Annotated in this window: 20 protein-coding genes; all 20 read right to left on the reverse strand. The window is 47.7% G+C overall.

Translation table 11 applies throughout. The features are described from left to right. Positions 1-35: 35 nt before the first annotated feature. Positions 36-851: a peptide-methionine (S)-S-oxide reductase MsrA gene (gene msrA, locus Q0140_RS02485; protein WP_297961447.1), complete on the reverse strand. Its 816-nt coding sequence runs from the start codon at positions 849-851 to the stop codon at positions 36-38. Between the two features lie 578 nt (positions 852-1429). After that, positions 1430-2968, reverse strand: a complete 1539-nt coding sequence (gene purH, locus Q0140_RS02490) for a bifunctional phosphoribosylaminoimidazolecarboxamide formyltransferase/IMP cyclohydrolase (RefSeq protein ID WP_297961450.1) — start codon at positions 2966-2968, stop codon at positions 1430-1432. A 16-nt stretch (positions 2969-2984) separates the two neighbouring features. Then, positions 2985-3575: a hypothetical protein gene (locus tag Q0140_RS02495; RefSeq protein WP_297961453.1), complete on the reverse strand. Its 591-nt coding sequence runs from the start codon at positions 3573-3575 to the stop codon at positions 2985-2987. Positions 3576-4054: 479 nt separating this feature from the next. Continuing rightward, positions 4055-5086: a hypothetical protein gene (locus Q0140_RS02500; protein ID WP_177387284.1), complete on the reverse strand. Its 1032-nt coding sequence runs from the start codon at positions 5084-5086 to the stop codon at positions 4055-4057. Between the two features lie 27 nt (positions 5087-5113). After that, a complete protein-coding gene (locus tag Q0140_RS02505) occupies positions 5114-5737 on the reverse strand; it encodes a hypothetical protein (RefSeq protein WP_297961457.1) in 624 nt (207 codons plus the stop codon). Between the two features lie 14 nt (positions 5738-5751). Then, entirely contained in the window at positions 5752-6363 is a 612-nt protein-coding gene (locus Q0140_RS02510) for a hypothetical protein (protein ID WP_297961460.1), read from the reverse strand. A gap of 109 nt (positions 6364-6472) precedes the next feature. Next, positions 6473-7453 (reverse strand): DnaJ domain-containing protein, encoded by a 981-nt coding sequence (locus tag Q0140_RS02515; RefSeq protein WP_297961463.1) that lies wholly within the window; start codon positions 7451-7453, stop codon positions 6473-6475. A gap of 3 nt (positions 7454-7456) precedes the next feature. Beyond that, positions 7457-9652, reverse strand: coding sequence for a phosphoribosylformylglycinamidine synthase subunit PurL (gene purL, locus Q0140_RS02520; protein WP_297961466.1), 2196 nt, complete (start codon positions 9650-9652; stop codon positions 7457-7459). A 64-nt stretch (positions 9653-9716) separates the two neighbouring features. Then, positions 9717-10472, reverse strand: a complete 756-nt coding sequence (locus Q0140_RS02525) for a glycosyltransferase family 2 protein (RefSeq protein WP_297961469.1) — start codon at positions 10470-10472, stop codon at positions 9717-9719. After that, positions 10469-11260, reverse strand: a complete 792-nt coding sequence (locus Q0140_RS02530) for a polysaccharide deacetylase family protein (RefSeq protein ID WP_297961472.1) — start codon at positions 11258-11260, stop codon at positions 10469-10471. Before Q0140_RS02530 ends, Q0140_RS02525 begins: the two co-directional genes overlap by 4 nt. Beyond that, positions 11257-12255: a glycosyltransferase gene (locus Q0140_RS02535; protein WP_297961475.1), complete on the reverse strand. Its 999-nt coding sequence runs from the start codon at positions 12253-12255 to the stop codon at positions 11257-11259. Before Q0140_RS02535 ends, Q0140_RS02530 begins: the two co-directional genes overlap by 4 nt. After that, on the reverse strand, positions 12252-13595 hold the full coding sequence (locus Q0140_RS02540) for a glycosyltransferase (protein ID WP_297961478.1): 1344 nt from the start codon (positions 13593-13595) through the stop codon (positions 12252-12254). The genes Q0140_RS02535 and Q0140_RS02540 overlap by 4 nt, the downstream gene beginning before the upstream one ends. A gap of 2 nt (positions 13596-13597) precedes the next feature. Continuing rightward, positions 13598-14806, reverse strand: a complete 1209-nt coding sequence (locus tag Q0140_RS02545) for an O-antigen ligase family protein (protein ID WP_297961481.1) — start codon at positions 14804-14806, stop codon at positions 13598-13600. A gap of 28 nt (positions 14807-14834) precedes the next feature. Next, the gene (locus Q0140_RS02550) at positions 14835-16028 is read right to left on the reverse strand and encodes a glycosyltransferase (protein ID WP_297961483.1); all 1194 of its coding nucleotides are present in this window, start codon (positions 16026-16028) and stop codon (positions 14835-14837) included. Next, on the reverse strand, positions 16025-16837 hold the full coding sequence (locus tag Q0140_RS02555; RefSeq protein WP_297961486.1) for a polysaccharide deacetylase family protein: 813 nt from the start codon (positions 16835-16837) through the stop codon (positions 16025-16027). The genes Q0140_RS02550 and Q0140_RS02555 overlap by 4 nt, the downstream gene beginning before the upstream one ends. Beyond that, positions 16834-18021: an O-antigen ligase family protein gene (locus tag Q0140_RS02560; protein WP_297961489.1), complete on the reverse strand. Its 1188-nt coding sequence runs from the start codon at positions 18019-18021 to the stop codon at positions 16834-16836. Before Q0140_RS02560 ends, Q0140_RS02555 begins: the two co-directional genes overlap by 4 nt. Continuing rightward, a complete protein-coding gene (locus Q0140_RS02565; protein ID WP_297961492.1) occupies positions 18018-19094 on the reverse strand; it encodes a glycosyltransferase family 4 protein in 1077 nt (358 codons plus the stop codon). The genes Q0140_RS02560 and Q0140_RS02565 overlap by 4 nt, the downstream gene beginning before the upstream one ends. After that, complete coding sequence (locus Q0140_RS02570) at positions 19091-20548, reverse strand: ELM1/GtrOC1 family putative glycosyltransferase (RefSeq protein WP_297961495.1); 1458 nt, start codon at positions 20546-20548, stop codon at positions 19091-19093. The genes Q0140_RS02565 and Q0140_RS02570 overlap by 4 nt, the downstream gene beginning before the upstream one ends. Beyond that, the gene (locus tag Q0140_RS02575) at positions 20518-21399 is read right to left on the reverse strand and encodes a lysophospholipid acyltransferase family protein (RefSeq protein WP_297961498.1); all 882 of its coding nucleotides are present in this window, start codon (positions 21397-21399) and stop codon (positions 20518-20520) included. The genes Q0140_RS02570 and Q0140_RS02575 overlap by 31 nt, the downstream gene beginning before the upstream one ends. Before the next feature lie 59 nt (positions 21400-21458). After that, positions 21459-23207: a tRNA uridine-5-carboxymethylaminomethyl(34) synthesis GTPase MnmE gene (gene mnmE, locus Q0140_RS02580; RefSeq protein WP_297961501.1), complete on the reverse strand. Its 1749-nt coding sequence runs from the start codon at positions 23205-23207 to the stop codon at positions 21459-21461.

Below are 23207 nucleotides of genomic sequence, written 5' to 3' on the forward strand. Positions count from 1 at the left end.
CTTATCATTTGTTGCGCAAGCCATTATACCAGGGTTTAACCCAAACCAAGCTCAGCATGGTCGTATGCGTTCTTAAACGGCGGCTCGGTCGCCTTTTCCTGCGTCACGGCATACTGCAGGTCGCTCAAATTCTCACGAAGCGCATATTCCGACGGCTTTTCATAGACGGTATCGGGCGTATGCTGGACGCTCGACGCCGCATCGTCCGCATCGCGCTTCCGGCGCATTTCCGCGATGAGGTCAGGCGAGATATGGCAATATCCGTTCGGGTGTTTCGTCAGGTACTCCTGATGGTCTTCCTCTGCCCGATAGAAATTCATGATAGGCCCTTCCTCAATGGCGATCTTGCGCCCGACTTGTTTTTCCAGCAAGGCAAGCGATTCCTTGACCACGGCAGCGTCTTGGCTTTCCGCCCCATCCTTTCCGAGAACGTAGTAGATGCCCGTGCGATACTGGCGACCGCGGTCGTTGCCTTGCTTGTCGATCGAGAACGGATCGATGATGCGGAAATAATGCGCCAAAATTTCAGGCTCGCTGATGACGTTGGCGTCAAATTTAAGCATTAGCGTCTCGGCGTGATCGCTGCTATGCAGCCCTTCGTAGCTTGCCTTATCGCTCTTGCCGTTGGCGTAGCCCACCTGCGTCGCGACTACGCCGTCAAGCTGCTTGAAATACGCTTCCATACCCCAAAAGCAGCCGCCTGCCAGATAAATTTCTTTCACGTTTGCGTTCATGCCGCCCCCTTTAACTTTAAAATTTGCGTCCGCCGCGCCGCCATCTGCGGCATTTAGCGCGACTAAATAACCCGCCGCCAAAGCAAAGAGGCAGATTAAAACTTTAGAAATTTTCATATTTGATCCTTTCGTTTTAAATTTTGCGCAATTTTACAATCTCTAAATGAAGCGAGAGTGAAATTTTGCCGGGCTTGATAGCTACCGCAAACAGCGAAATTTAAAGACGCACGAGCGCGGAGCGGTAAAATTTGCCTCGAAATTTTGAGGCTACGGCAAAATTTTACCGCTAAAGTTGTGAGTCATAATAAAACTACACTAAGACTGCGCTGAAATCTCGCGACGTAATAAAATATACGCTCTAACCGCGCACGCCGCGCTATTTGCGCAAATTTTAAAATTCCTAGCAAAATACAGCCAAGAGACCTTGTAAATTTAGACCGATAAATTTATACTAAACTGCGCAGACATGGTGACAAACCCAACATTTTGCCGATTAAATTTAAAATTTTCGCGCCGCGGCCGCAAGATAAAATTTCGCAACCATTCAGGAGTGGCGAGTGATTAAATTTAGATTGCGTCGCACCGCTACGCAGCGAGCAATGAGATCTGCTCCGGCGCGGTTTTCAAGATTTGCAACGGCATAAAAAGTTACAAAGCTATCACAATAAATCCGCCTCACCGCGGGCGAGCAAAATTTAGTGCAAAAAGTGGCGCACTCCCGTAAAATACATCGCCATGCCAAACTCGTCGGCGCTTGCGATCACCTCATCGTCGCGGATGCTGCCGCCGGGCTGCACGACCGCCGCGACGCCCGCAGCATGGGCGATCTCGATGCTGTCTTTAAACGGGAAAAACGCCTCGCTGGCAAGCGCGCAGCCGTGCAGATCGACGCCCACATCGCGAGCCTTCGCCACTGCCGCACGTGCAGCGTCCACGCGGCTCGTCATACCCATGCCGATCGCGACCATCGCGCGATTTTTGACGTAAACCACGCAGTTGCTCTTCGTAAGTGCGGCGATCTGCCACGCGATTTTTAGATCATCCAGTTCGCTCTCGCTAGCCGCGCGCCCCGTGACGCAGCGGGCGTTTGCGACCTCGTCCGCGCCCACGTAGTCGCGCTGCTGATATACGAAGCCGCCGTCAATAAATTTAAAATCATACTTGTCGTTTTCGCGCATTAAAAACTCCCCGCCCTGCTCGAAAATTTTAATACGCTTTTTCTTTTCAAATACCGCAAGCGCCGCGGGCGTAACGCGAGCGGCAAGGATAACCTCGACAAAAATTTCATTGATTTTATTCGCTAGCTCCTCGTCCAAAACGCCGTTTATCGCCACGACGCCGCCGTATGCGCTTACGGGGTCGCATTTTAGCGCCTCGGTGTAGCTTTCAAGCAGGCTCCCCTTTACGGCAAAGCCGCATGGATTGGCGTGCTTGCAGATCGCTACCGCAGGCGCCTCCCCGAAGCTGCTAGCGAGCATCAGCGCGCCGTGCATATCGGTCATATTGTTAAAGCTCGCCTCGCCCTTTAGGCTCTTAAAGTGCTTGCTAAAAAAGTCCTCGAACTCGTACAGCGCGCCCTTTTGGTGCGGATTTTCGCCATAGCGGGTATCGAATACTTTGCTACCCGTGATAAATTTTTTCGCGCCGAAGCCGCCGTTAAAGCGCTCGTTCATATAGTTTGCGATCATCGCGTCGTAGGCTGCGGTGTGCTCATAAGCTTTTATCATTAAATTTTGCCTAAATTTCAGCTTCTCGCTCTCGTCCGCACCGCTTAAATTTTGCAAAACCGCGCCGTAATCAAGCGGACTTGTGACGACATAGACGCTAGCAAAATTTTTAGCCGCGCTTCGAACCATCGCAGGGCCGCCGATGTCGATATTTTCGATAATCTCGGAAAAATCGTCGGTGCGGGCTACGGTCGCTTTAAAAGGATATAAATTTACGCACACGAGATCGATGCCGCCGATGCCGTGCTGTGCGGCCTGGCTTACGTGGTTTGCGTCGTTTCGCTTATACAAAATTCCGCCGTGGATCTTCGGATGCAAGGTCTTAACCCGCCCCTCAAACATCTCGGGCGAGCCCGAGTATTCGCTAACCTCGAGCACCGCGACGCCGTTTTCGCGCAGAAGCTTAAACGTGCCGCCCGTGCTTAAAATTTCAAATCCGAGCTTCTGTAGCCCGCGAGCAAACTCTACGACACCCTCTTTATCGCTGACGCTGATTAACGCTCTCATCTTTTCTCCTTTTAATTTATTCGCATAATCTTTTAAAAATCAACTCGCGCATATCGTTTGCGTTAAGCTGAAAATACAAAATCGCCTCGCGGCGAGCCTTTTGATACTCGCGCCTCGTCTTTTCATCCGCCGCGCCGAGCTTTGCGCCGTTAAATTTCGCCATACGCGCCGAACTCAGCTCTTTTAGCCTCTCGCTGCCCGCAGAGATGCCGCCGCTATAATTAAACCACTCTTTGCTTTGAAAAATATTAAATAAAATTTGAAAATCTACGAAATTTCCCTTATTGTACTCGGCGCAGACCCCGTTTTTGTGGCTTACGGCGTAGATCGCGCCGTATCTGCGCTCGAAAAAATATAGTTTTATGAGCTTTGCGTTTTCGTCTAAATTTGCGCCGCTACCGCCTAAAATCGCAAGCTTCGCATCGCCGCGCGTTTCGTAAGGGCCTAAAATCGCGCCGTTTTCGTAGAGATTTCCGCCGTAAAAAGCGTATTTCGTATCCCCAAGCTCGTCCGAAAGAACGTAGATTTCATCGCTTGCGGGCGAGTTTTTACCTGCGCAGCCGAGCAGCGACAGAGCAAAAAACAGAGATGAGATAAAAAATTTCATCGCAAAAATCCTTTAAATTTTAAAATTTTGCCTAATTTATGAAGCGGAATCGGCAAAGCGAAATTTGCTAAATTTACCGCATTTACCGCGCGCAAATTTTAAATTTACTTTTCAAATGCCGCCGCTTTGCTCGCGCGGACGTAAATTTTAAAATTCTGCGCCGCTTGCAAAGGCTAAATTTAAAAGCCGCGCGCAAAACGTAAATTTAAACTGCAGCGCAAATTTAGCCGCAAGAACCTACGCAAATCGGTTAAATTTAAAATTTCACGGCGCAGCTTTTATCGCCAAGCTAGGTTGGCGCTTGCTTTTGCCGCTTTTAAAATTTTAAATTTACCTGCACATCCTATTTTCCAGTTCGTCCATAAGCGCGGCTATGTCATCATCAATCGCACCTTGCGCTGCTGCTCATTTAAATTTTGCGCGCCGATTTAAATTTTACAAGCCGCAAATTTAAAGCGGCACGAGACCCAAAAACCGCACTAAATATAATAGATGCTGTTTTTGATATTTTTGCCGTCGATCTCGTTTTTGCGCCACGAGCTCTCATCGTTTAGCACGATCCAGCGCTTCTCCTCCTCGCGATAAAACCAGTCCTTGTCGATCTGATAGTAGATCTGGCATCCCGAAATTTCGATGATGTTGGCGATGTTGTTGTCGTGGTAGTTGTTCTCGTCGAAGTCGGTGAAGGTGCGCTGCCCCATCTCGGCGTAGAGCTCGTTTAAAATTTGAAGCATCTCGCTTAGGCGCGTATCCATCTTCTCGACCTGAAGTCCAAGCTCATTAGCCTCTCTAAATAAGATCGGATAGTCGTGCGACGGATAGCCGCTGTTTAGCTTGTCGCTGATAAAGGCGATCTTTTGCTCATCTTCGAAGTGGTAGCGCAGAATTTCGCGGCAAATTTTAAGCGACAGGCTGCTTGCGCGATCGACGGCGCCGAAAACGAGCGGATGGATATATTTATAAAGCTCCTTGTACGGGTTCTCGTCGTTCGGGCGCTCGTTATTTTTCCAAAGCTTCACCACGCGGCTTAGCTCGTCCATCGAAACGTTGGCTTGATCGTTTGTGTTCGTAACCGGTGAAAGCTCGTGGCGCAGCGAAGTATCGACCGACGTGAGATAGCCTAGCGGCCCCATTAAAATTTTATTCGCCCCAAGCGCCATCATCGTAGCCGCCGAAGCGCAGTTTGCAGGCACTAGAGCGATCAGCTCGTCGCAGTGGTTGCGCAGGATCGAAACGATCTTAAGCGATGCTATGCCGCTGCCGCCGTCAGATTTGATGTAAAGGTAGAGTTTTTCGAAATGCTTGCCCTTTAGGTGGTCGTTGATACTGATCGCGTCGTTGCCGCAGACGCTGCCCGCGCCCGAATTGAAGTAGGTAAGCAGCGGCGCGCCCAGATATTTCTCGATATTGGTGATCACCTCTTGCGTTTGCTTCATCAAGATCGGCGGTTGCTTCGCTGCCTTTTTGGCGCCCTGCTTCTGCGGCTCTTCGTCTTTGGATAAAAATCCCATGTTTTTCCTTTCGTGTTGGTTTGGTTTTTAAAATTTTATCTTACAAATATCGCGCAATTTGTCCCGGTGCCACTCGATGCTCTCTTTAACCGTATTGCCTAGAGCCGTATGCGGGCTTTGCAAGAATGCCCTACTATTTTTTAGTCTTGAGCCCACGTATTCATAGCGCGAGATCACGTTTGCGCTCGCGTTTTGCGACACCGAAGCCGAAAATGAGTATGAATAAAGCGGCGCGGAGGAAGCGTAGCCGCTAAAGTGCTCTTTTAGGCTTACGAATTTGCCCTCCGCAAAGGCCTTGCAAACGCCGCCGCTTGCGGAATACTCGGCGATTCGCAGCTCTTTATTGGGCGTAAAAACGTAGATCGTAAATTTATTTAGACCTCGCTGCGAAATTTGATCCTTAGCCATGCCGACTCCTCTTTCGTCTGTAAATAGATAGAGATTGGAGCCCTCCTCTTCATATCTTCCTAAGATCGCGTCATCTTTTAAAAGCACGCCGTCTGAAATTTTATACTCGGTGACGGTCTCCCCGTCGTAGCTCATCATCACGGAATTTTCCGGATGTAGCTCGGCTTGCGAATACTTTACCTTCATACAGCCTGCGAGCAGCGCGACCGCCGCAAGCAGCGCTAAAATTTTAATTTTATCCATAACTCCCCCGAAGTTTATCTGCAAAAATCGTCTAAGATCATGGTTTTAAGACCCTCGATCGTCTTTTTGAAAAATCCAGCCACAGCCAACTCCTCCGCAATATATTTCGTATCTTTGCGATCGACCGCTTTTTCAAAATTCATATTTTTATATGCGCTTAGTCCTTTCGAGCTCATATTTTGCACTAAGCTCTCGCTTTTTGAAATTATACCGTCCGCATAAAGCCAATCGCCGTCTTTGAACATATTTGAAGTATAGTCGAAATTTACGTATCTGCCTGCATTATAGACGCTGCAAATCCCATCTTTGTGCCAAATGCTAAATACCATTGCCCTTTCGTCGTTAAAAAGATAAAATTTCATCCGCTTGGCATTCAGCGCGGACTTGTAATTGTTGCCGTAAGACTTGCCCGCCTCATCGAGCACGAGCATCCTAAACTCGCCTCTATCCATAGAATAGGAGCCTAAATTTCTGCCGTTTTCATACAGATCCTCGCCCGCAAATTTATAGATCACGGTTTTGTTGCCGTCGTAAAATTTAAACTCCTTGTCGCTCTTAGCCGGGCGCAATATCCCGCATCCTCCAAGTAGTGCCGCCAAAACAGCTAAAATTATAAAATTTTTCATTCATCACTCCTTAAATTCTAATCTTTCGCCGCACCTTGTCGCCGTTTCGCGAGCCCTACATTAAAATTTCAAGGCGTTTTGCGCCCTCAAATTTTAAAATTTGCTCGCCCTACTTCTCGCCGAAGCGCTCCTTTAAAATTTTATACGCCTCGTTGATCTCCTGAAGCTTCTTCGTGCCCTCCTGGATGATCTCCTCGTCCGCGCCCTTGCCCATCAGGATGTCGGGATGGTATTTTTTCACGAGCTCGCGATATTTTTTCTTGATCTCGTTAAACGTAGCGTCCTTGGAGAGCCCCAAAATTTCATACGGATCTCTTTTGCTTTTGGCGGAGCCTTGCGAGCCGCCCGAATAGCCGCCATATCCACTCGAATACCCGCCGTATGAGCCGCCTGAGCTTTGCGAGCCTCCATAGCCCGAACCCGTCGTGCCGCCATATCCGTAGCCGGTGCCGCCGCCGTAACTACTGCTTCCGTAACCGCCCGTGCTTCTGCCGCCGTATTTGTCCCAATACCCGCCGCTTCTTGTGCTATAGCCGTCGTATTCGTCGTAAGCGGAGCTGCTTTGCGCGCCGCCGTTTTCGTAATATGTGCCGTAAAAGCTACGCTCAAAGGTCGCGAATATCTGGCTTTGGATATGCTCCGCAATGCCCAATCCGTCGCAAATTTGCGAGATCGTACGCCGCTCTGCCGCGCTAAAACCGCGATCGACATAGGCTAAATTTAAAAAGAAATAGATTAGCCCCGTTTTGCGGCTCGGGCTCGGGCGGTAGGTTTGGTTATATTTTTCGGCAAGCTCGCGCACGTTTGCGAGGTTTTCTTTCTCGAGCTTATAAACGAGCTTCAGTGCCTCGCGTTCGCGTTCGCCGGCGCCCATTTGGCGCACCAAATCGTCTAAAATTTCGCTTATCATCGCAGCTTCGGACTCGCTTACGTGCCCGTCGCTTTTGGCGACCTTGGCTAGAAGCGCTACTAAAATTTTAGCTTCTGCTAGCTGCATTCGCGCCTTGCCGCGATAGCCGGAGTTGCCGAGAGCCCCGCCGATCTGCGCGAAAATATACAGCGCGATTAAAAGAAATATGATGCTAAGCACGCGCTAATCTTCGCTCTTTACGATCTTGGCAAACTCGCCGAAGTAAATTTCTTTTAGCGCGTTTATGTTTTTACGGACGGAATTTATGCGAAACTCTTCGCCGCCGCTGATGCCTAGTCGCATTAAGCTTAGCCCGTATTTTGCGGCCAGCTCTTTAAATTTAGTCTCGTCGCGCACGCCGAAAATCGCGCGCGAAAAGCTCTCGTCGAAAATATCTCTGCTATCATCGCAGCTCATCTCAAACTCGCCGCCTACGCCGCCTACGCACGCCATCTTCGCAAGCGTAATCGCCACGCCACCGATTCCTACGGAGTTTGCAAATTCCAAAACTCCGCTCCTGCCCGCCTCGATCGCGAAGTCCCACAGAGCGCGCTCGGCTTTTAAGCTTAACTCAGGCAGGCTGCCTGCGACGCGATTTTCTACCGCTTTCATATAAAGCGAGCCCGCAAATACGCCCTTCGTATCGCCCGCCAGATAGACGCTCACGCCGCTAGCGCAAAAATCGCTAGGGATGATCTCGCCCTCGTTTGTGCCCACACACACGATCGCGGGAGTGGGCTGGATGCTAACGCCACCCGTTTCGTTATATAGGCTTACGTTGCCGCTGATGACCGGAGTATTTAGCGCGGCACAAGCTTGCTTGATCCCCTCGCAGCCCTGCGCGAACTGCCACATAACCTCTGGATTTTGCGGATTGCCGTAGTTTAGGCAGTCGGTGATGGCTAGAGGCGTTGCGCCGCTCATCGCGACCTTTCGCCCCGCCGACGCTACCGCAAGCGCCGCGCCTATGCGAGGATGGACGTAATTCATCCGCGTGTTGCAATCCGCAGCCATCGCGAGCTTTACGCCGTTTTGCTTAACTCGCATCACCGCAGCGCCCAGCATGCCGGGACGCTTGGCGGAATTTAACCCTACGTTAGCGTCGTATTGATCGTAGATGTAGGATTTATTTAGCACTTCGGGGTCCTCAAAAATTTTATCAAACGCCGCGTCTAGCTCGCGCTCGCTCGCGCCGCAGCCGCATAAATTTTGCCGCGCGATCTGCGCCATATATGCAGGCTCTTTTATCGGGCGATCCAGCACGGGCGCAGCCTCGCTAAGCGGCTCGATCGGGATAACGCCCGCTAGCTCGCCGTGCCAAAAAAGCTCCATCTTGCCGCTATCCGTTACCTCGCCGATGACGGCGGCATCCAGATCCCATTTGGCAAAAATTTCTTTGATTTTCTCCTCGCAGCCCTTTTTGGCGCAGATCAGCATGCGCTCTTGGCTCTCGCTTAGCATCAGCTCATACGGGCTCATCCCTGCCTCGCGCATCGGCACGCGATCCAAATTTAACCTCATGCCGCTGCCGCTGCGCCCCGCCATCTCAAAGCTGCTTGAAGTAAGCCCCGCCGCACCCATATCCTGGATGCCTACGACGTAATCTGTTTTAAAAAGCTCCAAGCACGCCTCCATCAGCAGCTTTTCGGCGAACGGATCGCCCACCTGCACGGTCGGGCGTAGAGATTTGTTCGCGTCGTTGAAGCTATCGCTCGCCATCACGGCTCCGCCGAGGCCGTCGCGACCGGTCTTAGAGCCCACGTAGATCACGCTGTTGCCCACGCCTTCGGCCCTGCCGTAGAAAATTTCATCCTTTTTAACGATACCAAGAGCAAAGGCATTAACTAAAATGTTGCCGTCAAAGCTCTTATCAAAGCTCGTCTCGCCGCCGATCGTAGGGATGCCCATGCAGTTGCCGTAGTGAGCGATGCCGGCAACCGCGCCCTTAAGCAGATAGCGCTGCTTTCTGGCGTTTTCGCTGCTTCCTCGCACCTCGCCGAAACGAAGCGAGTTCATATTGGCTTCGACGCGCGCGCCCATCGTAAAGATATCGCGCAGTATCCCGCCCACGCCTGTTGCAGCGCCCTGAAAAGGCTCGATGAAGCTTGGGTGGTTATGGCTTTCCATCTTAAAAACCGCGGCCATGCCGCCGCCGATGTCGATGACGCCTGCATTTTCGCCGGGGCCCTGGATGACCCAAGGCGCCTTGATCGGGAAGTCGCTTAAGTATTTTTTGCTCGATTTGTAGCTGCAGTGCTCGCTCCACATCGCGCTAAAAATCCCAAGCTCGAGCAGATTCGGCTCGCGACCTAAAATTTTTAAAATTTTTTCATATTCTTCGTCTGAAATTTTATGTGCCGCTACTACTTTTTTATCCATTTTTTCGCCCTTTTCGCCGTTAAATTTAAGTCGTAATAATAACTAAAATTTTCTATCATTTCGATTAATCTTCGCCCTTTTTAAGATACTTCTCGTAAAGTTTCGCCTCTTTTAAAAACGCGTAAAATGCGTTAATGTTTGCCGTGATAAATCCCTTGCGCCCGTCAAAAAGCGATCTTCGCAAAATGTATGATTTAAAAAATGCAAACGGATAGATCAGCAAAAGCTTCGCAAGGCTCGGCTTTTTGCCCTTCTCAAAATCCCCCTGCGCGCGTAGCGTAGAGTAGTTGTTGTTTTTCATAACGAGCTCTGCGATCGGCTTTTCGCTAAAGTGATTAATGCAAAATTTGCTCTTTTTCACCGCGCCTTTTATGATCGAAATTTGCGCGTGCACCCCCATATTTTTATACTCGCCGCACTCCTTGCGAAAGAAGCGGATGTGGGTATTTTTGCGCACGAGATCGGAGCACTTGCGCCCGAGCGAGTATTCATGAAATTTAATATCCAGCGCCGAGTAATCGCTCTGGCCCATAAACTCCTCTATCTCGCCCTTTAGCTCAGGACTTACCTCCTCGTCGCCGTCGAGATTGAGCACCCATTCGTTGCTACATAGCGAAAACGCATAGTTTTTCTGCACCCCCTCGCCCTGCCAGTCGTGGTGGTAAATTTTATCGGTAAATTTACGCGCGATTTGCAGCGTGGCATCGGTGCTGCCGCTATCGACGATTATGATCTCGGCAAAATCCGCCACGCTACGCAGCATACGCTCGATGTGACGCTCCTCATTCATCACTATCGCATAAACGGACGCTTTAATCATAGTTTGTTCCTTATCCTCGTAAATTTCAGCCAAAAATCAAAAAACCCCTCCGTGCCCAAAATGCCGATACGCTTTACGGCGTATTTGTCGTCGCCCGCCTCGTAAAGTCCGCGCTTGACGACCACCGCGCCTTTAAAATTTGATCTGGCGATATTTAAAATTTCGTCGTTAAATTTACCGTACGGGTAGGCAAACACCTCGCAAGGCTGTCCGCAAATACTTGCTACGCGAGCTTTGGATGCGATGATCTCATCTGCGGCAAGCTGTGGATCGCTCGCGTAGGTAAGGTCTAAATTTACGTGGTGCATCGTATGCGCGCCAAACTCCACCAGCCCGCTTGCTTGCATTTTTAAAATTTGCTCCTCGCTTAGCATCCGCGCTAGATGAGCGGTGTTGGCGCGCTCCCAGTCGTTTTGCACGGCGTCCGGCACCAAAAATATGCTCGCTTTGAAATCGTATTTTTTCAAAATTTCAAAGGCGTCGGTAAAATTATTTTCAAACCCGTCATCGAATGTGATGCAAACCGCCTTTTTAGGCAGCCGCTCTAGCGCGATAAGCTCGCTAAGCTTAAAGCTTTTAAAGCCGTTTTTTGCAAGCCACGCGATCTGTCTTTCAAAATCCGCAGGTCTTAGCCGCCATTTGTCGAATTTATCGCCCTTGTGCTCCTCTACGCTATGATACATCAGCACCCGCGCCTTATGCCAGCCCTGCGGGATCCGCCACCAGTTATACCGCAGCGAAACGCCCGCTACGGCGGCAAAGATCAGAAAGGCTACAAAATAGGTCATAGCAAGCTCTTGTAAGCTTTGATGTATTGATTTACAACGTTAGACAGATCGAATTCTCCTTTGCATTTTTCCTTTACTTTAGAAAAAATCGCCTTAAATTCTTCATAATTCTCATATACTTCGTTTAGTTTACGCCGTAGTGACAAAATATCTCTTTCAAACAGCAGCTCTTTGGGTAAAATTTCGGTGCAAATACCCACTGCAGTAGAGATTAAAAGCGGCGAATAATATACGCCATCGATTGCCGTTAACCCATAAGCCTCAAATGCAGACGCAATGATTTGTAGATTACAAGCACTTAAATAATCTTGCAAATGATCCGTAAAGCCTGCAATATTTATCTTTTCTTCCAAGCCTAATTCTTTTATTAAATCCTTTAAATTCTCCTCTTCTTCACCACTACCGAATATTGTGCATTCAAAGTCAAAATTTACATCCGCCAAAGCCTTTATTATTATATCCATACCCTTGGGCGCAGATAACCTGGCGGCTGAAATGATACTAAATTTATTACTTCTATATTCTCCCTCCTTTGGTTTTTTATATGCCATCGCATTTTTGATGATTATGGAGTTTGTAGGCAAAATTTCTTTCGTATCCTCTAACACCGCCACGCATAGATCAGCTAGTTTATAATTTTTCTTCACCTGCAAAGTATGCTTCGTAGCCACCACTCCGATTCTCCTAGAGCCTAAAAATCGTGCTAAATTCCGTGCGCGATACATTATTTCAATTTCTTTTGTATTGTGACAATGAATTATGTCTGGTGAAATTTTAATTAAAAGCTGTGCTGTCTGTAGTAAAAATAATGGATTATATCTATTATGCCCGAAATTAAATTTGATTAAATTTACGCGTTCACTCAAATATGGTGCAATCTTTTCGTCGCTTAGCAAAAATACCTCATTAGTTTTTGCCATTTCATTACACAGATCGACGCAGACTTTCTCTGTTCCAGCGAACTGCTTCCATTGTAGCGTATGTAGAATTTTCATATCGCTCGCCCTTTCTTATAAATAAACTCGCGCCATTCGTAAGGCTCGCTGTAAAAATCGCTCCGATCGCTTTTATCCTTTTCGCCACGGCCGTTGCGATATTTGCCGTCTCCGTAAATTTCATCGCAAATTTTGGCACCAATTTTATCATCCTTACCATTGTCTTCGCAACCTACTGCGTGAGCCTCGTCATTAAATTTTAGTTTTTCATCGCCCTTTTTACCGTAAATTTTTCCGCCTTCGCTACAGCTATCATATCTCTCTCCAAGCTCGCCACCAACTTTACTGCAGTCGTCGCTATCCGCATTTTTTAAATCCGTGTCGAAGCTCTCTTCAAAGATCGTCTCAAGCATAAATTTTGCCACTCGGGCGGCATTTGCGATCCTTAGCGTCTTGGCTCTGCCGCACTGCGCAATGTGCGCGTATTCGCCGCTAGTAAGAAGGCATTTTATCTTTGAAAAGCAATCCGCAGGATCATCAAAATAAACTATCTCCGAGCCATCCTCGTAAAGCCGTTCAAACCCCGCGATCTTGGGGCTAAAAGTGCAGACGCCACAGCCCAAAAACTGTGCCATGCGGTCGCTCGCGCCGAGCAATTTATGAGCACGCGCGCACTCAAGCTCGTCGTCGCGATTAAAATTTATCGCGATCTTCGCAGCCGCGATCTCGCGATGAAATTTATCGCCGAATACGGCAGGTGCGCCGAGGCTTGCAAAAATTTTAAGCCTAAGCCCCTCTTTTTCGCAAAAATCGCGCAGCAAAAGCGCAAATTTATACCTCACGTCCTCTTGATAATCGCGCGCTATGTAGATCACGTCGGTCGTTTTAGCAGCGTCTAGGCGTCTATCAAACGCCGCGTCGGAGATGTTTGGAAAAAAAGCGAATTTCGCACCGTATCTTGCAGAAAGATCACGCAGCTTCAGCGCATTCGCCCAAAAAAACACGTCGATGAAGCTTAATTTTTCGAAAAATTCCCGTTTTTCTTGTAGATGATCGACGTACCAGATCGCGATTTTGATCTTAGGAAGTGCCGATTTTATCGCCCGCAGCGTGCCAAGACTGATCTTTTCGCCTTTGCCGATTAAAAGCAGATCGGCGCCGATATTTTCGCAGGTACGCACGAGCTTGGCGTTCATCTTCTCTAACCCGCTGTTTTTCAGCCCGCAAAAGCGCAAGCTCCGCTCCCAATCGCGGTAGCTAAAATCATAGACGAAGTGCCCGCCGCGAACGAGTCCGTGGCTGATCTTGCGCTCCATGCCGTAGAAAAAACTACCGTCGTCGTATTCGTTGAAAATGCCGCAATGCACGATTTTTAGACTTTTATTTCTCTCTTTTGACACGGCTATTTATTTCTCATACTATTGCTATTGTTATTTATTCGGCTTGCATACAGCAGGGCAGAAAAAACTGCTATATAGCTCAAAATAGGTTTATTTACAAATGGAGAATGATCAAATTGAAAAATTACTAAAAAATATATAAAAATAGTAGAAATTTTGAATTCTTTATAGCAAAACGAACTATAAATATTATAAACTATGCCTAAAAAATAAAATATCGCACCAAAAAATCCGGTATAAAGTATAATCTCTAAAATCATATTATGAGCCATGCTATAGCTTGGATCGATGCGAATAGCTCTTTCCGGAAGATTTAAAAATACATCTATCCCCCAACCAAATATAGGTTTTTGCATTATCATATCAATGCTATATTTCCAGATAGCATATCTTCCCGATGAATTTCCTTGGATTAGATCACCGAACCTTTCTGATAGGCTTTCTATATTTAGTAATACAACCAATACAAGAAATGCTAGTGTGACAAATATTAATATTAAATTTTTATTTCGCTTAAAATTCACAATGCAATAGAATAAAGTAGCAAAAAAAGCAGCTACCCATGAGGAACGAGAAAACGTAAATATAGTAAAAATAGATAAAATTGCGCAAAACACCAATTTAGCAATAGGCTTTTCTATAAAAATAAATGAAAAAATAAAAGCAAATCCCATAAACATTCCATAGACATTACGACTTATAAAGCCCCCTGTAAAACCACCTTGTACTTTATCTAAAAACGCATTATTACTATCTGTGGCGTTACAAATTCCGGTAACAATAAGCAGAGCAAACGAGATGACTATAAAAATTATAAACTCGGTAATATTAAATGCTTTAATAACATAAAAGTAATAAAGAGCTAAAAATAAAATACCGTATCGGAACGTAAACAAAATTGATGTCTCCCAACTTCTACTATTTAAGTATTCCGGATTAATAAAGTTAGATATGAATTGAGCTACAACTATGCCTATAAACGAAATCAGCAAAATATTAATATCCTTTAATAAATCAGATATTATATTAAAATTCTTTTTATATATAATATGACATAAAAATATTACATCTAAACCTACCCATGACACTTGGTAGAAAGCATTTTTAAAAGGTATAGAAATCAATAACATTGCCATAAAGAATTTTATGGATATCGTGATAACATCATATTTTAAATCGACCGATTTAATTCTAAAATTATTTAATTTCATAACTGGTATAACCCCTAATTTTTAAATTTCAATCAAGTTCTTCATAATATTTTTTAAGAAAAGTAATATAATTTTGCAATCTTAAAATATCTCTAAATCCAACATGTTTTTTACAAAAATCCCCAACAAATTTTTCATATTCTGTATAAATTTCATAAATTTTATCACTTAAATTTTCGACATTGTATAAAAATTCTTCATCTAGAATCTCTGGAATTCCGCCCACGCGGGTAGATATCAGCACGGGCGAATAAAAAATACCTTCGATCAAAATCACCGGAAAGCCCTCCTTGCGCGAGCTGATCACGTGCAGGTGCGACGCGGCAAGAGTTGCCGCAACGTCATCGCAAAAGCCGCATAGCCGCACGCGGTCCTGCAAATTTAGCGAATCGATTAAATTTTGCAAATTTTGCCTCTCGCCGCCCTGACCGTAAATTTTAAGCTCGAAATCAAATTTCAGCTCGCTTGCGGCGCGGATCAAAAGATCAAAACCCTTGATCTTATCGAGCCTGCCGACCGCGACGATGCTAAATTTAAAATTTTCCGCCGCTGCGTTTGCGCCCTGTTGCGATACGAATACGCTGCCGGTCTTATTTTGCGATGCGTCCGCATCCAAAGGCGTATTTTGCGACGCAAACACAATGCCAGTCATATTTTGCGACGCGAACGTGCCGCCAGCCGAGTCGCCGCACGCATCCTTTGTTTCCTTGAGCGCTTCGTTTGCAGCGCCCTCCGCGTCCTTGCAGCGCGCGAGAATTTCATGATTTACAAACTCCCGCCGCGGCTCTATGCCGAAATATATCACCTTCGCGGCGTGATTTATCGTGGTTGCGACCTTGCGAGAGGCTGCGATGACGTTTCGCACGCGATCGAAAACGGGCGCCTTGCGATCGTTGTGTTTGGTCGCAACGAGCTTAAGATTTAAAAATTTTTCAATTACAAAGCCAATCTGTGCGGCTTTGGCACCGTGCGAATGTAAAATTTCAAATCCGCCCGAGCGTAAAAACCGATAAATTTCAGCGAACAAAAACGGATTGTAGCGCTTGTCGCGGCTTTTGTACTGGTAAATTTGCACGCGAGCATCCAGACGCTGCAAAAACTCGCATCTATCGGGCACGATGAGCGCCGCCTGCTCGCTTTTGCAAAGCTCATTTAGCGAGTCGATCACGATCTTTTCGACGCCGCCGTAAAATCTGGAGCAGCAAAGATAGGCGATTTTCATCTATTTCTGCCCTTCTTCATCTTCAAAATGAAGCTAAAAAGCCCCTGCCTGCCGCTAACCATGATACGCGGAATTTCAAAATTTGAGTAGTGAGGGCGCAACACGTCGTTTTGCGTCGTAACGGCGCAGCTAAAGCCCGCCTCGCGCGCGCAGCGCACGCTAATCTCGTCGTAAAAGCCGAACGGATAGGCAAAGGCGCTGCAAGAAATGTCAAATTTCGCCTCTATTTCGCGCTTTGATTCGCTCATCTGACGCAGCTGCTCTGCCGCACCCAAGCTAGGCAAGTTTGCGTGATCGAGCGTATGCGAGCCGATCTCGATGAGGCCGCTTCGCAAAAGCTCGCGGACCTCCTCGTTGCTTAACATCTCCTCGCGATTTAGCTCGTCGCTTGATTTTTTCAGATCCTTATCGGTCGCCCAATTCCCCTCAAAGCGCCGGTTCACGATGAAAATCGTCGCCTTAAAGCCGTATTTTTGCAAAAGAGGCAGGGCGCCCGTAAGATTATCGCGATACCCGTCGTCGAAGGTAATACAAACCGCCTTTGCGGGCTTTTTATCCAAGCTTGCAAGCTCGCTTAGAGTGTAGCTCGTAAAGCCGTTTCGCTTCAGCCACGCAAGCTGTTTTTCAAACGCGGCGGGGGTTACGCGTAGGCGGTTAAATTTAGAGGCATGCTTTGGCAGATGCTCGCGGATCATATGATACATCAGCACGCGCGGATACTCGTAAGGCAGATCCTTCGCCCACCACGCAAAGCGCAGGCAAAACCACGCAAAAAGCGCCGCAAAAGCCAAAACCGCCGCGTAGATCATCGCTCGATCCTCATGCGATAGGCCAAAAAGCTTAGTATCGTAGCCAGGCTTAGCGCTTCTTTCGACAGATACGCGCCGTGGTCGAACTGGCAATCTATCAAAAGATATATCAGAAGCGTGAGAACCCCAAATTGCTTGCTTTGAATGCACTCCTTAAAAACGCTAAATAGGATCAAGCCGTAGAAGATGAGCCCGAGCGCGCCGCTATAAAGTAAAATTTCTAAAAATAGATTGTGCGGCGCGTTATATTCAGGATGCTCTAGGACCGGGGAGCCCGGCAAATTTATATATGAGCCCAGCCCGTAGCCCAAGATAGGCTTTTGCTGCGCCATTTCCAAAATATAGCTCCAAATCACGGTCCTGCCTGAAGAATCGCCGCTAAATAGCGCGGCTAGCCTTTGCTCAAACGAGGGCGAAAGCGCAAGCAAAACGGCAAAAAGTGCGATGAAACCCACCGTGAAAAGTAGGTATTTTTTATTTAAACTCTTTAAATTTAGCGCGCCATAAAACACAAGCGCGCAAAACGCGCCAACCCATGCCGCTCTGGAAAATGAAAAGATCATAAAAAACGCGAATAAAAATAAAGCCGCAAATTTAAGCGCCAAAGACCGCCGTATCGCCACCGCGCTAAGGCAGAGCCCAAAGCCCATAAAAAGCCCTAAAATATTGCGGTTCGAAAGCACTCCGCTAAGTCCGCCGCGAGCGGAATTGTTTGAAAAGACGATCGCATCAGGACTACTTACAAACTGATAGATCGCGCTCGCCGATAAAATTCCAAGCCCCACGAACAAAAAAGCAAAAACGGCGTTTTGATCAAAAAATTTAAGCTTGTAAAAATAGCAAAGCGCCAAAAATATTGTGCCGTATCGAAGCACGAAAAATAGCGTGCTCTGCCATGCTTTTTTTGAGATCACGGCCTCGTTTAGGAGGTTTGAAATCGCTAGCGTCGCCACTAAACAGACGAAGCAGATCGCGATAAATCGCGTTTTTTTCAAAATTTTGCTTAGGATTGCGTAGTTTTTAAAATACAATAGATGCGCCAAAAAGAATAAATTTAGCGCCGCAAAGGAGATCTGATAGACCGCGTTTTTAAAAAACAGCGACGCGCACCAAAGAAGCAGCAGCGTTAAAAATGTGATTCTCCAGCCGCTAGGCGCGCCGTTTTCGTAAAAAAATTTTTTCATATTAAACTCTCATAAACCTTTATCGTTTTTTCTACCATCTGCTCTAGGCTGAAGTTTTGCGAAACGTAGCCGTAGCCGTCAAATTTCAGCTCGCGCGCGGGGGCAACCAGCCTCGCCAGCGCCTGTGCGTCGCCCACGTCAAAAAAATAACCGTTTTCGCCCTCTCTTACGATATCCAGCGCGCCGCCGTGGCGGGTCGCGATCACCGGGCAGTTGAGCGCTATCGCCTCAGCCATCGAGCGCCCAAAGCTCTCGGGCTTGCTTGAAGCGCTTACCGTGACCGACGAGAGCGAGTAAATCTCGGCCACCTTGCTCTGCGAACCTGCAAAAATTACGCGCTCGCAGAGACCAAGCCCCTCTACGAGCGATTTTAGCTCGGAAAAATACTCGTCGCGACCCGCTCCCACGCCGCCTACGATCAAAATTTTAAGATTTTGTTCGCTTGCTAAAGCCGCGGCGCGGATCAGGGTTTTGTAATCCTTAATCTGCGTGATACGCCCAACGCCCGAGACGATGAAATCATCCTGCGCAAGGTTAAAATTCTGCCGAAATTCCGCGATAAAGCGCTCGTCTAAATTTTTTGGATTAAATTTTACTAGATCGATACCGCGCGGAATAATAGTGATCTTGGCCGCATCCACGCCGTAGCTTCGCACCACGTGATCGCGCGCATAGCCGCTAGGGCAGATGATCGCGTCCGCATCCGTCATGATTTTACTGTAGAAATTTACAGAATTTATCCCATGCACGGTGCTTACGATCTTTGCATGCGGACGAGCAAATTTAACCAACCACGCCGGCACGCGGGAGCGGACATGCACGATGTCTGGAGAAATTTCGTTTAAAATTTTACGCAGCTTTAAAACGCGCGCCGGAGCGCTTAGGATATTTTTGGAGCAAACGTCGAGCTGTACGTGTACGCCGCCCTCGTTTTCTATCTTTGGCGCCAATTTGCCGCCGTTACTGATAACGAAATTTTCGATGCCGCGCCGCGCAAACTCCCTATTTAGCTCGACTACGCCGCGCTCGACGCCGCCTTCGTTCAGCTCTGGCAGGATTTGCACGACCCTCATAACTCTATCTCCCTAACAAATTCCTTCAGATCGTACTTCGCGGTCTTTTTTAGCGCTTCATCGTAGCGCCTAGCATATCCCGAAGAAACGAGAGAACTTATAAAATCGTCAAATTTATTATGAGCGTCTTTGCGTTTTAAGCTCAAAATGGCTACGCTCGCGCTCCCGCTAGATACGGCCTCGCTTATCATCGAGACGCTATCCTCGCTAATAAAAACCCACTCGCACTGCGCCAAAAAATCGCCGATCGGATTTATGGGCTCGCGGCTATAAATCACGCTGTAATCCCAGCTAAGCTTGGCTAGCGCGCTCTCTGTAGCTCGCGGCGTGCGCGGAGAGGTCGTTAGCGCAAACTCGCAGTCCGCAACCTGCGCCCTTACGGTCTCTACCTGCTTTAAAATTTCATCCCCCATCTCAAAGCAGGAATTCGGTCCGCCGATAATAAATCCGATGGATTTGCGCTGCGGCTGATACAGCCCCTGCGGGCGCGAAAAGCTAAGCGAGACGGGCGAAATTTTAAGGTTCGCGCGCGGCTTTGGGCGATCATGCGCGCCTGCGATGATGACGCTAAAATCCTTGCGGTAGCCTTTCGGATACATTAGTGCTACACTCGGCTTTGCGTATCTGCGCGCGTAAAATTTCAGCGCGTAATAGCTCGTGGAGCCCGCGCCTACAAATAGATCGAAATTTGCGAAATTTAAATTGCGATCTGCTGAGGCATCTAAATTTGCGCTATATGATACGGCATCTGAATTGGTGCCATTCGGCGCGGCGTCTAAATTTACGCTATTTTGCGAGGCGGAGCTATTTAAAGCGGGACTATTTAAATTTGATCCGTTTTTACGGTCCGCCGCCGTGCCACTCCCGCCAAGATCGCACTTAAAAATTTTAAAATAAAGCCCGAAAAAATCAAGCACGTAGGAGCAGAGTTTAAGAAGCTTGTTTGCGTAAGCGATCCTACAAAGGCAAAACTCAAGCCCTTTTAGCTCGCAAAATGCGATGCTTTGGTTCTCGTGCCCCTTGCGGCCGTCGCTTAAGATGAGCGCTTTTCGATACGGATTTTTAGCGGCGGGCGGATTTGCAGCGGAGTTTTCGCTGTTTAAATTTAGAGGTCCGCCGCCTGCGTGCCACGCGCAATCTGAGGCGCCCGCTCTTAAATTTTTATCTCTAAAGCTTTCGCGCCGCAAAGTGTAAGAGGGGCTACCGCAAACCGATATGAAATTTTTGAGGTCCGAATTTTTACAATCTCGCGCGACGACAGCGATCGTCATAGAGCTTTCGCGATTTAAAATTTTACCTTCTCGCGCGGCACTACCTAAATTTACGACGCTTTGCTCTTTTGCAAAAAGGCGCGAGCTCTGCGGAGCGGATAAATTTCTTATGACGCCCTGTTTGCTCTCGCCTCTTGAAATTTGCCGCGCCATCAGTCCATCTTCCATCGTTTGTGTATCCAAAACCACTGCTGCGGCGCGGTTCGCACGACCTCTTCGAAAATGTCGTTGCACTTTTGCGTGATAAACAGCTCGGCTTCGTCCTTATTTAGCCCTTCAGGTAGCGGCGGGAAATCCTTTATCACGATCTCGTAGCGATCATCCTCTCCGCGGCGCGCAAAAATTGGTATCAGCACGGGGCGAAATTTCAAATAAAGCGACGCGATAGTCTTCGTGGTGTAGCACTGTCGTCCAAAAAAGGTCGTAATCAGGCTGTTTTTAGGGCCTGGCTTTTGATCGGGCAGAATGCCTACGTTGCGTCCTTGTTTTAGTGCCTGTACGAGCCTGCGCATCGCATCGTCTTTATAAATGAGGTCGTTGCCGTAGCGCTCGCGAAAGGGCACCACGAGCCGCTCCTCGATCAACTCATTATCGCTGCGACGCCCGACTACCGAGACGGGAAAGCCATTGGCACCGAAAAAATTAGCTAAAATTTCCCAATTTCCAAAATGCGCGGTAAAAAATAAAATCCCGTGCGGATTATCACCTTTTAGCTCTCGGACGCGCTCTAGCGCCTGCTCGCCGTTTGAAATCAGATCATCAAATTTTAGTCTACCATTATAAAATAAAAGCGTGTCGGTAAGCGTCCTAGCGATACTGCGAAAATTCTCGATCGCAAGAGCGTGAAGCTCACTTTCGCTTTTTTGCGGATAGGCGGCGCGAAGGTTGTCTTGTGCGACTTTAACGCGCCTGCTAAGCTTCCACGATGCAAAAAGTGCGAGCTTATCGAAAAATGCGAATATGAAGCTTTTCGGCGCGAATTTTGCAAATTTTATCAGACCCAGCGCCAAAAAATATTGGATTTTTTCCTTCATAAAGACCTCATTTTAAATGCGAGATTATATTGAATTTTGGCTAATTAGTAGCTAAAACGCTATTTGCCGAGGCAAAAATTGCTAAACATTTCGTCTAGAATCTCGTCTCGCTCAAATGGACGCGAAATACGTGCAATCGCCTCAATCGCGCGATTTATCTCAAATGCAAAAAGCTCAAGCTCGCCACAAGCTAGACGCTCGCTCGCATTTTTAAGAGCGGTAAGCGCGCTCTCGCAAGATAGAATTTGCCGCTCATTGCTTAGCATAAGACCATCGAAATTTTGAGAATTTAAGTAGCTCTGCAGCGCGGTTAAAATTTTGTCCACGCCCTCGTTTGCAGAAATTTCAAGCGGCGCAAAAATGGAATTTGTTTGGGTAGTTTGCCTAACGGAATTTATTGCAGAGCTATTAGGCGCGATGGAATTTGCAGAATTTTGTTTGGAATCATCTTGAGTAAAATTCTCCGCAGCACAGCTTGTAGTAGAGCGCTCGGTATTTGGCGATGATAGTCCCGCTTTTGCGGCGGAATTCTGTTCCATCAGATTTATGGAATTCGCAAGAGCTATTTGGCTTGTAAGCACGGAATTTGTGGAAGTAGAATTTTGCGCGCTTAAGTCACGCTTTAAATTTTTAGCTTTTAAATTCTGCGCGCAGGAATTTAAAGAAGCGTCGCAGGTCCGACTTTGCTTTAAATTTTCGGCTGTGAAATTCTCCGGTATGGGATTTTTGACTGCGAAATTGTTTGCAGAAAAAGCCTCTAAATCCTCGCCAAGATCCTCCGCGCTAGGATGAAATTTACGCGGCAAGTCGCATTTATTTAAAACGTAGATGATTTTTTTGCCTTTTTGTTCGCGCAATATTTTTAGGATCTGCGCGTCCTCAGCATCCCATTCGCGACTTGCGTCAAACACCGCCAAAATCACGTCTGCCTCGCTTGCAGCGCGAAGCGAATATGAAATGCCGATACTTTCGAGCTTTGAGCCGCTGTGTCTGATACCTGCAGTATCGACTATACGGATTAGATGAGTGCCTATCTGCAGGCTTTCTTCGATGAGATCGCGCGTAGTGCCCGCTTCGTCGCTCACGATAGCGCGACTAAAGCTCAGCATAGAGTTCAAAATGCTTGATTTACCGACATTGGGCTTACCCACAATCGCCACCTTAAAGCCCTCGATCAATCCCTTTCGGCTGCGGCTGATGCGAGTGATTTTTTCTAGAGAAGCGATATTTTGGCTAAGCATTTCTTGCGAGTTTTGCAGCACATCAGAAGGCAGATCGTCCTCCGCGTAGTCGATGCAAACCTCGACAAAAGCTAGCGTCTTAACCAGAGCCGCGCGCAGATTTGCGACGAAGTCTGCTAGCTCGCCTCGCAGGCTGCGCGATAAAATTTTAGCCGCACTTTGCGAGCGCGAATTAATCAGATCGCTTATGGCTTCGGCTTTACTAAGATCCATTTTGCCGTTTAAAAACGCTCGCTTACTAAACTCGCCCGGATTTGCTATGCGCGCACCCAGAGCCAGCACGGCATCTAACGCCAAGGACGAAGCCGTAAAGCCGCCGTGGGTCTGCACTTCTACGACATCCTCGCCGGTAAAGCTATGCGGAGCCTTGAAATATATCAAAATCGCCTCGCCGAACGCCTCGCCGAACGCGTCAAAAAGATTTACAAGCGTGGCATAGCGAGGGCGCAAAGAACTGCGATGTGAAAGGCTTAGAGCGATAGATAGCGCTTCCTCGCCTGAAATTCTAACTATACAAATTCCGCCGATGCCGTGAGCCGTAGCGATAGCGGCGATAGTCTCGCTCAC

It is taken from the genome of uncultured Campylobacter sp. (assembly GCF_938045405.1).
Lineage (GTDB): Bacteria > Campylobacterota > Campylobacteria > Campylobacterales > Campylobacteraceae > Campylobacter_B.

What these genes read in the sequence shown, in the direction of transcription:
- msrA (WP_297961447.1), bottom strand. Translation starts at nt 851, where the DNA reads ATGAAAATTTCTAAAGTTTTAATCTGCCTCTTTGCTTTGGCGGCGGGT.
- purH (WP_297961450.1), bottom strand. Translation starts at nt 2,968, where the DNA reads ATGAGAGCGTTAATCAGCGTCAGCGATAAAGAGGGTGTCGTAGAGTTT.
- Q0140_RS02495 (WP_297961453.1), bottom strand. Translation starts at nt 3,575, where the DNA reads ATGAAATTTTTTATCTCATCTCTGTTTTTTGCTCTGTCGCTGCTCGGC.
- Q0140_RS02500 (WP_177387284.1), bottom strand. Translation starts at nt 5,086, where the DNA reads ATGGGATTTTTATCCAAAGACGAAGAGCCGCAGAAGCAGGGCGCCAAA.
- Q0140_RS02505 (WP_297961457.1), bottom strand. Translation starts at nt 5,737, where the DNA reads ATGGATAAAATTAAAATTTTAGCGCTGCTTGCGGCGGTCGCGCTGCTC.
- Q0140_RS02510 (WP_297961460.1), bottom strand. Translation starts at nt 6,363, where the DNA reads ATGAAAAATTTTATAATTTTAGCTGTTTTGGCGGCACTACTTGGAGGA.
- purL (WP_297961466.1), bottom strand. Translation starts at nt 9,652, where the DNA reads ATGGATAAAAAAGTAGTAGCGGCACATAAAATTTCAGACGAAGAATAT.
- Q0140_RS02525 (WP_297961469.1), bottom strand. Translation starts at nt 10,472, where the DNA reads ATGATTAAAGCGTCCGTTTATGCGATAGTGATGAATGAGGAGCGTCAC.
- Q0140_RS02530 (WP_297961472.1), bottom strand. Translation starts at nt 11,260, where the DNA reads ATGACCTATTTTGTAGCCTTTCTGATCTTTGCCGCCGTAGCGGGCGTT.
- Q0140_RS02535 (WP_297961475.1), bottom strand. Translation starts at nt 12,255, where the DNA reads ATGAAAATTCTACATACGCTACAATGGAAGCAGTTCGCTGGAACAGAG.
- Q0140_RS02545 (WP_297961481.1), bottom strand. Translation starts at nt 14,806, where the DNA reads ATGAAATTAAATAATTTTAGAATTAAATCGGTCGATTTAAAATATGAT.
- Q0140_RS02550 (WP_297961483.1), bottom strand. Translation starts at nt 16,028, where the DNA reads ATGAAAATCGCCTATCTTTGCTGCTCCAGATTTTACGGCGGCGTCGAA.
- Q0140_RS02555 (WP_297961486.1), bottom strand. Translation starts at nt 16,837, where the DNA reads ATGATCTACGCGGCGGTTTTGGCTTTTGCGGCGCTTTTTGCGTGGTTT.
- Q0140_RS02560 (WP_297961489.1), bottom strand. Translation starts at nt 18,021, where the DNA reads ATGAAAAAATTTTTTTACGAAAACGGCGCGCCTAGCGGCTGGAGAATC.
- Q0140_RS02565 (WP_297961492.1), bottom strand. Translation starts at nt 19,094, where the DNA reads ATGAGGGTCGTGCAAATCCTGCCAGAGCTGAACGAAGGCGGCGTCGAG.
- Q0140_RS02575 (WP_297961498.1), bottom strand. Translation starts at nt 21,399, where the DNA reads ATGAAGGAAAAAATCCAATATTTTTTGGCGCTGGGTCTGATAAAATTT.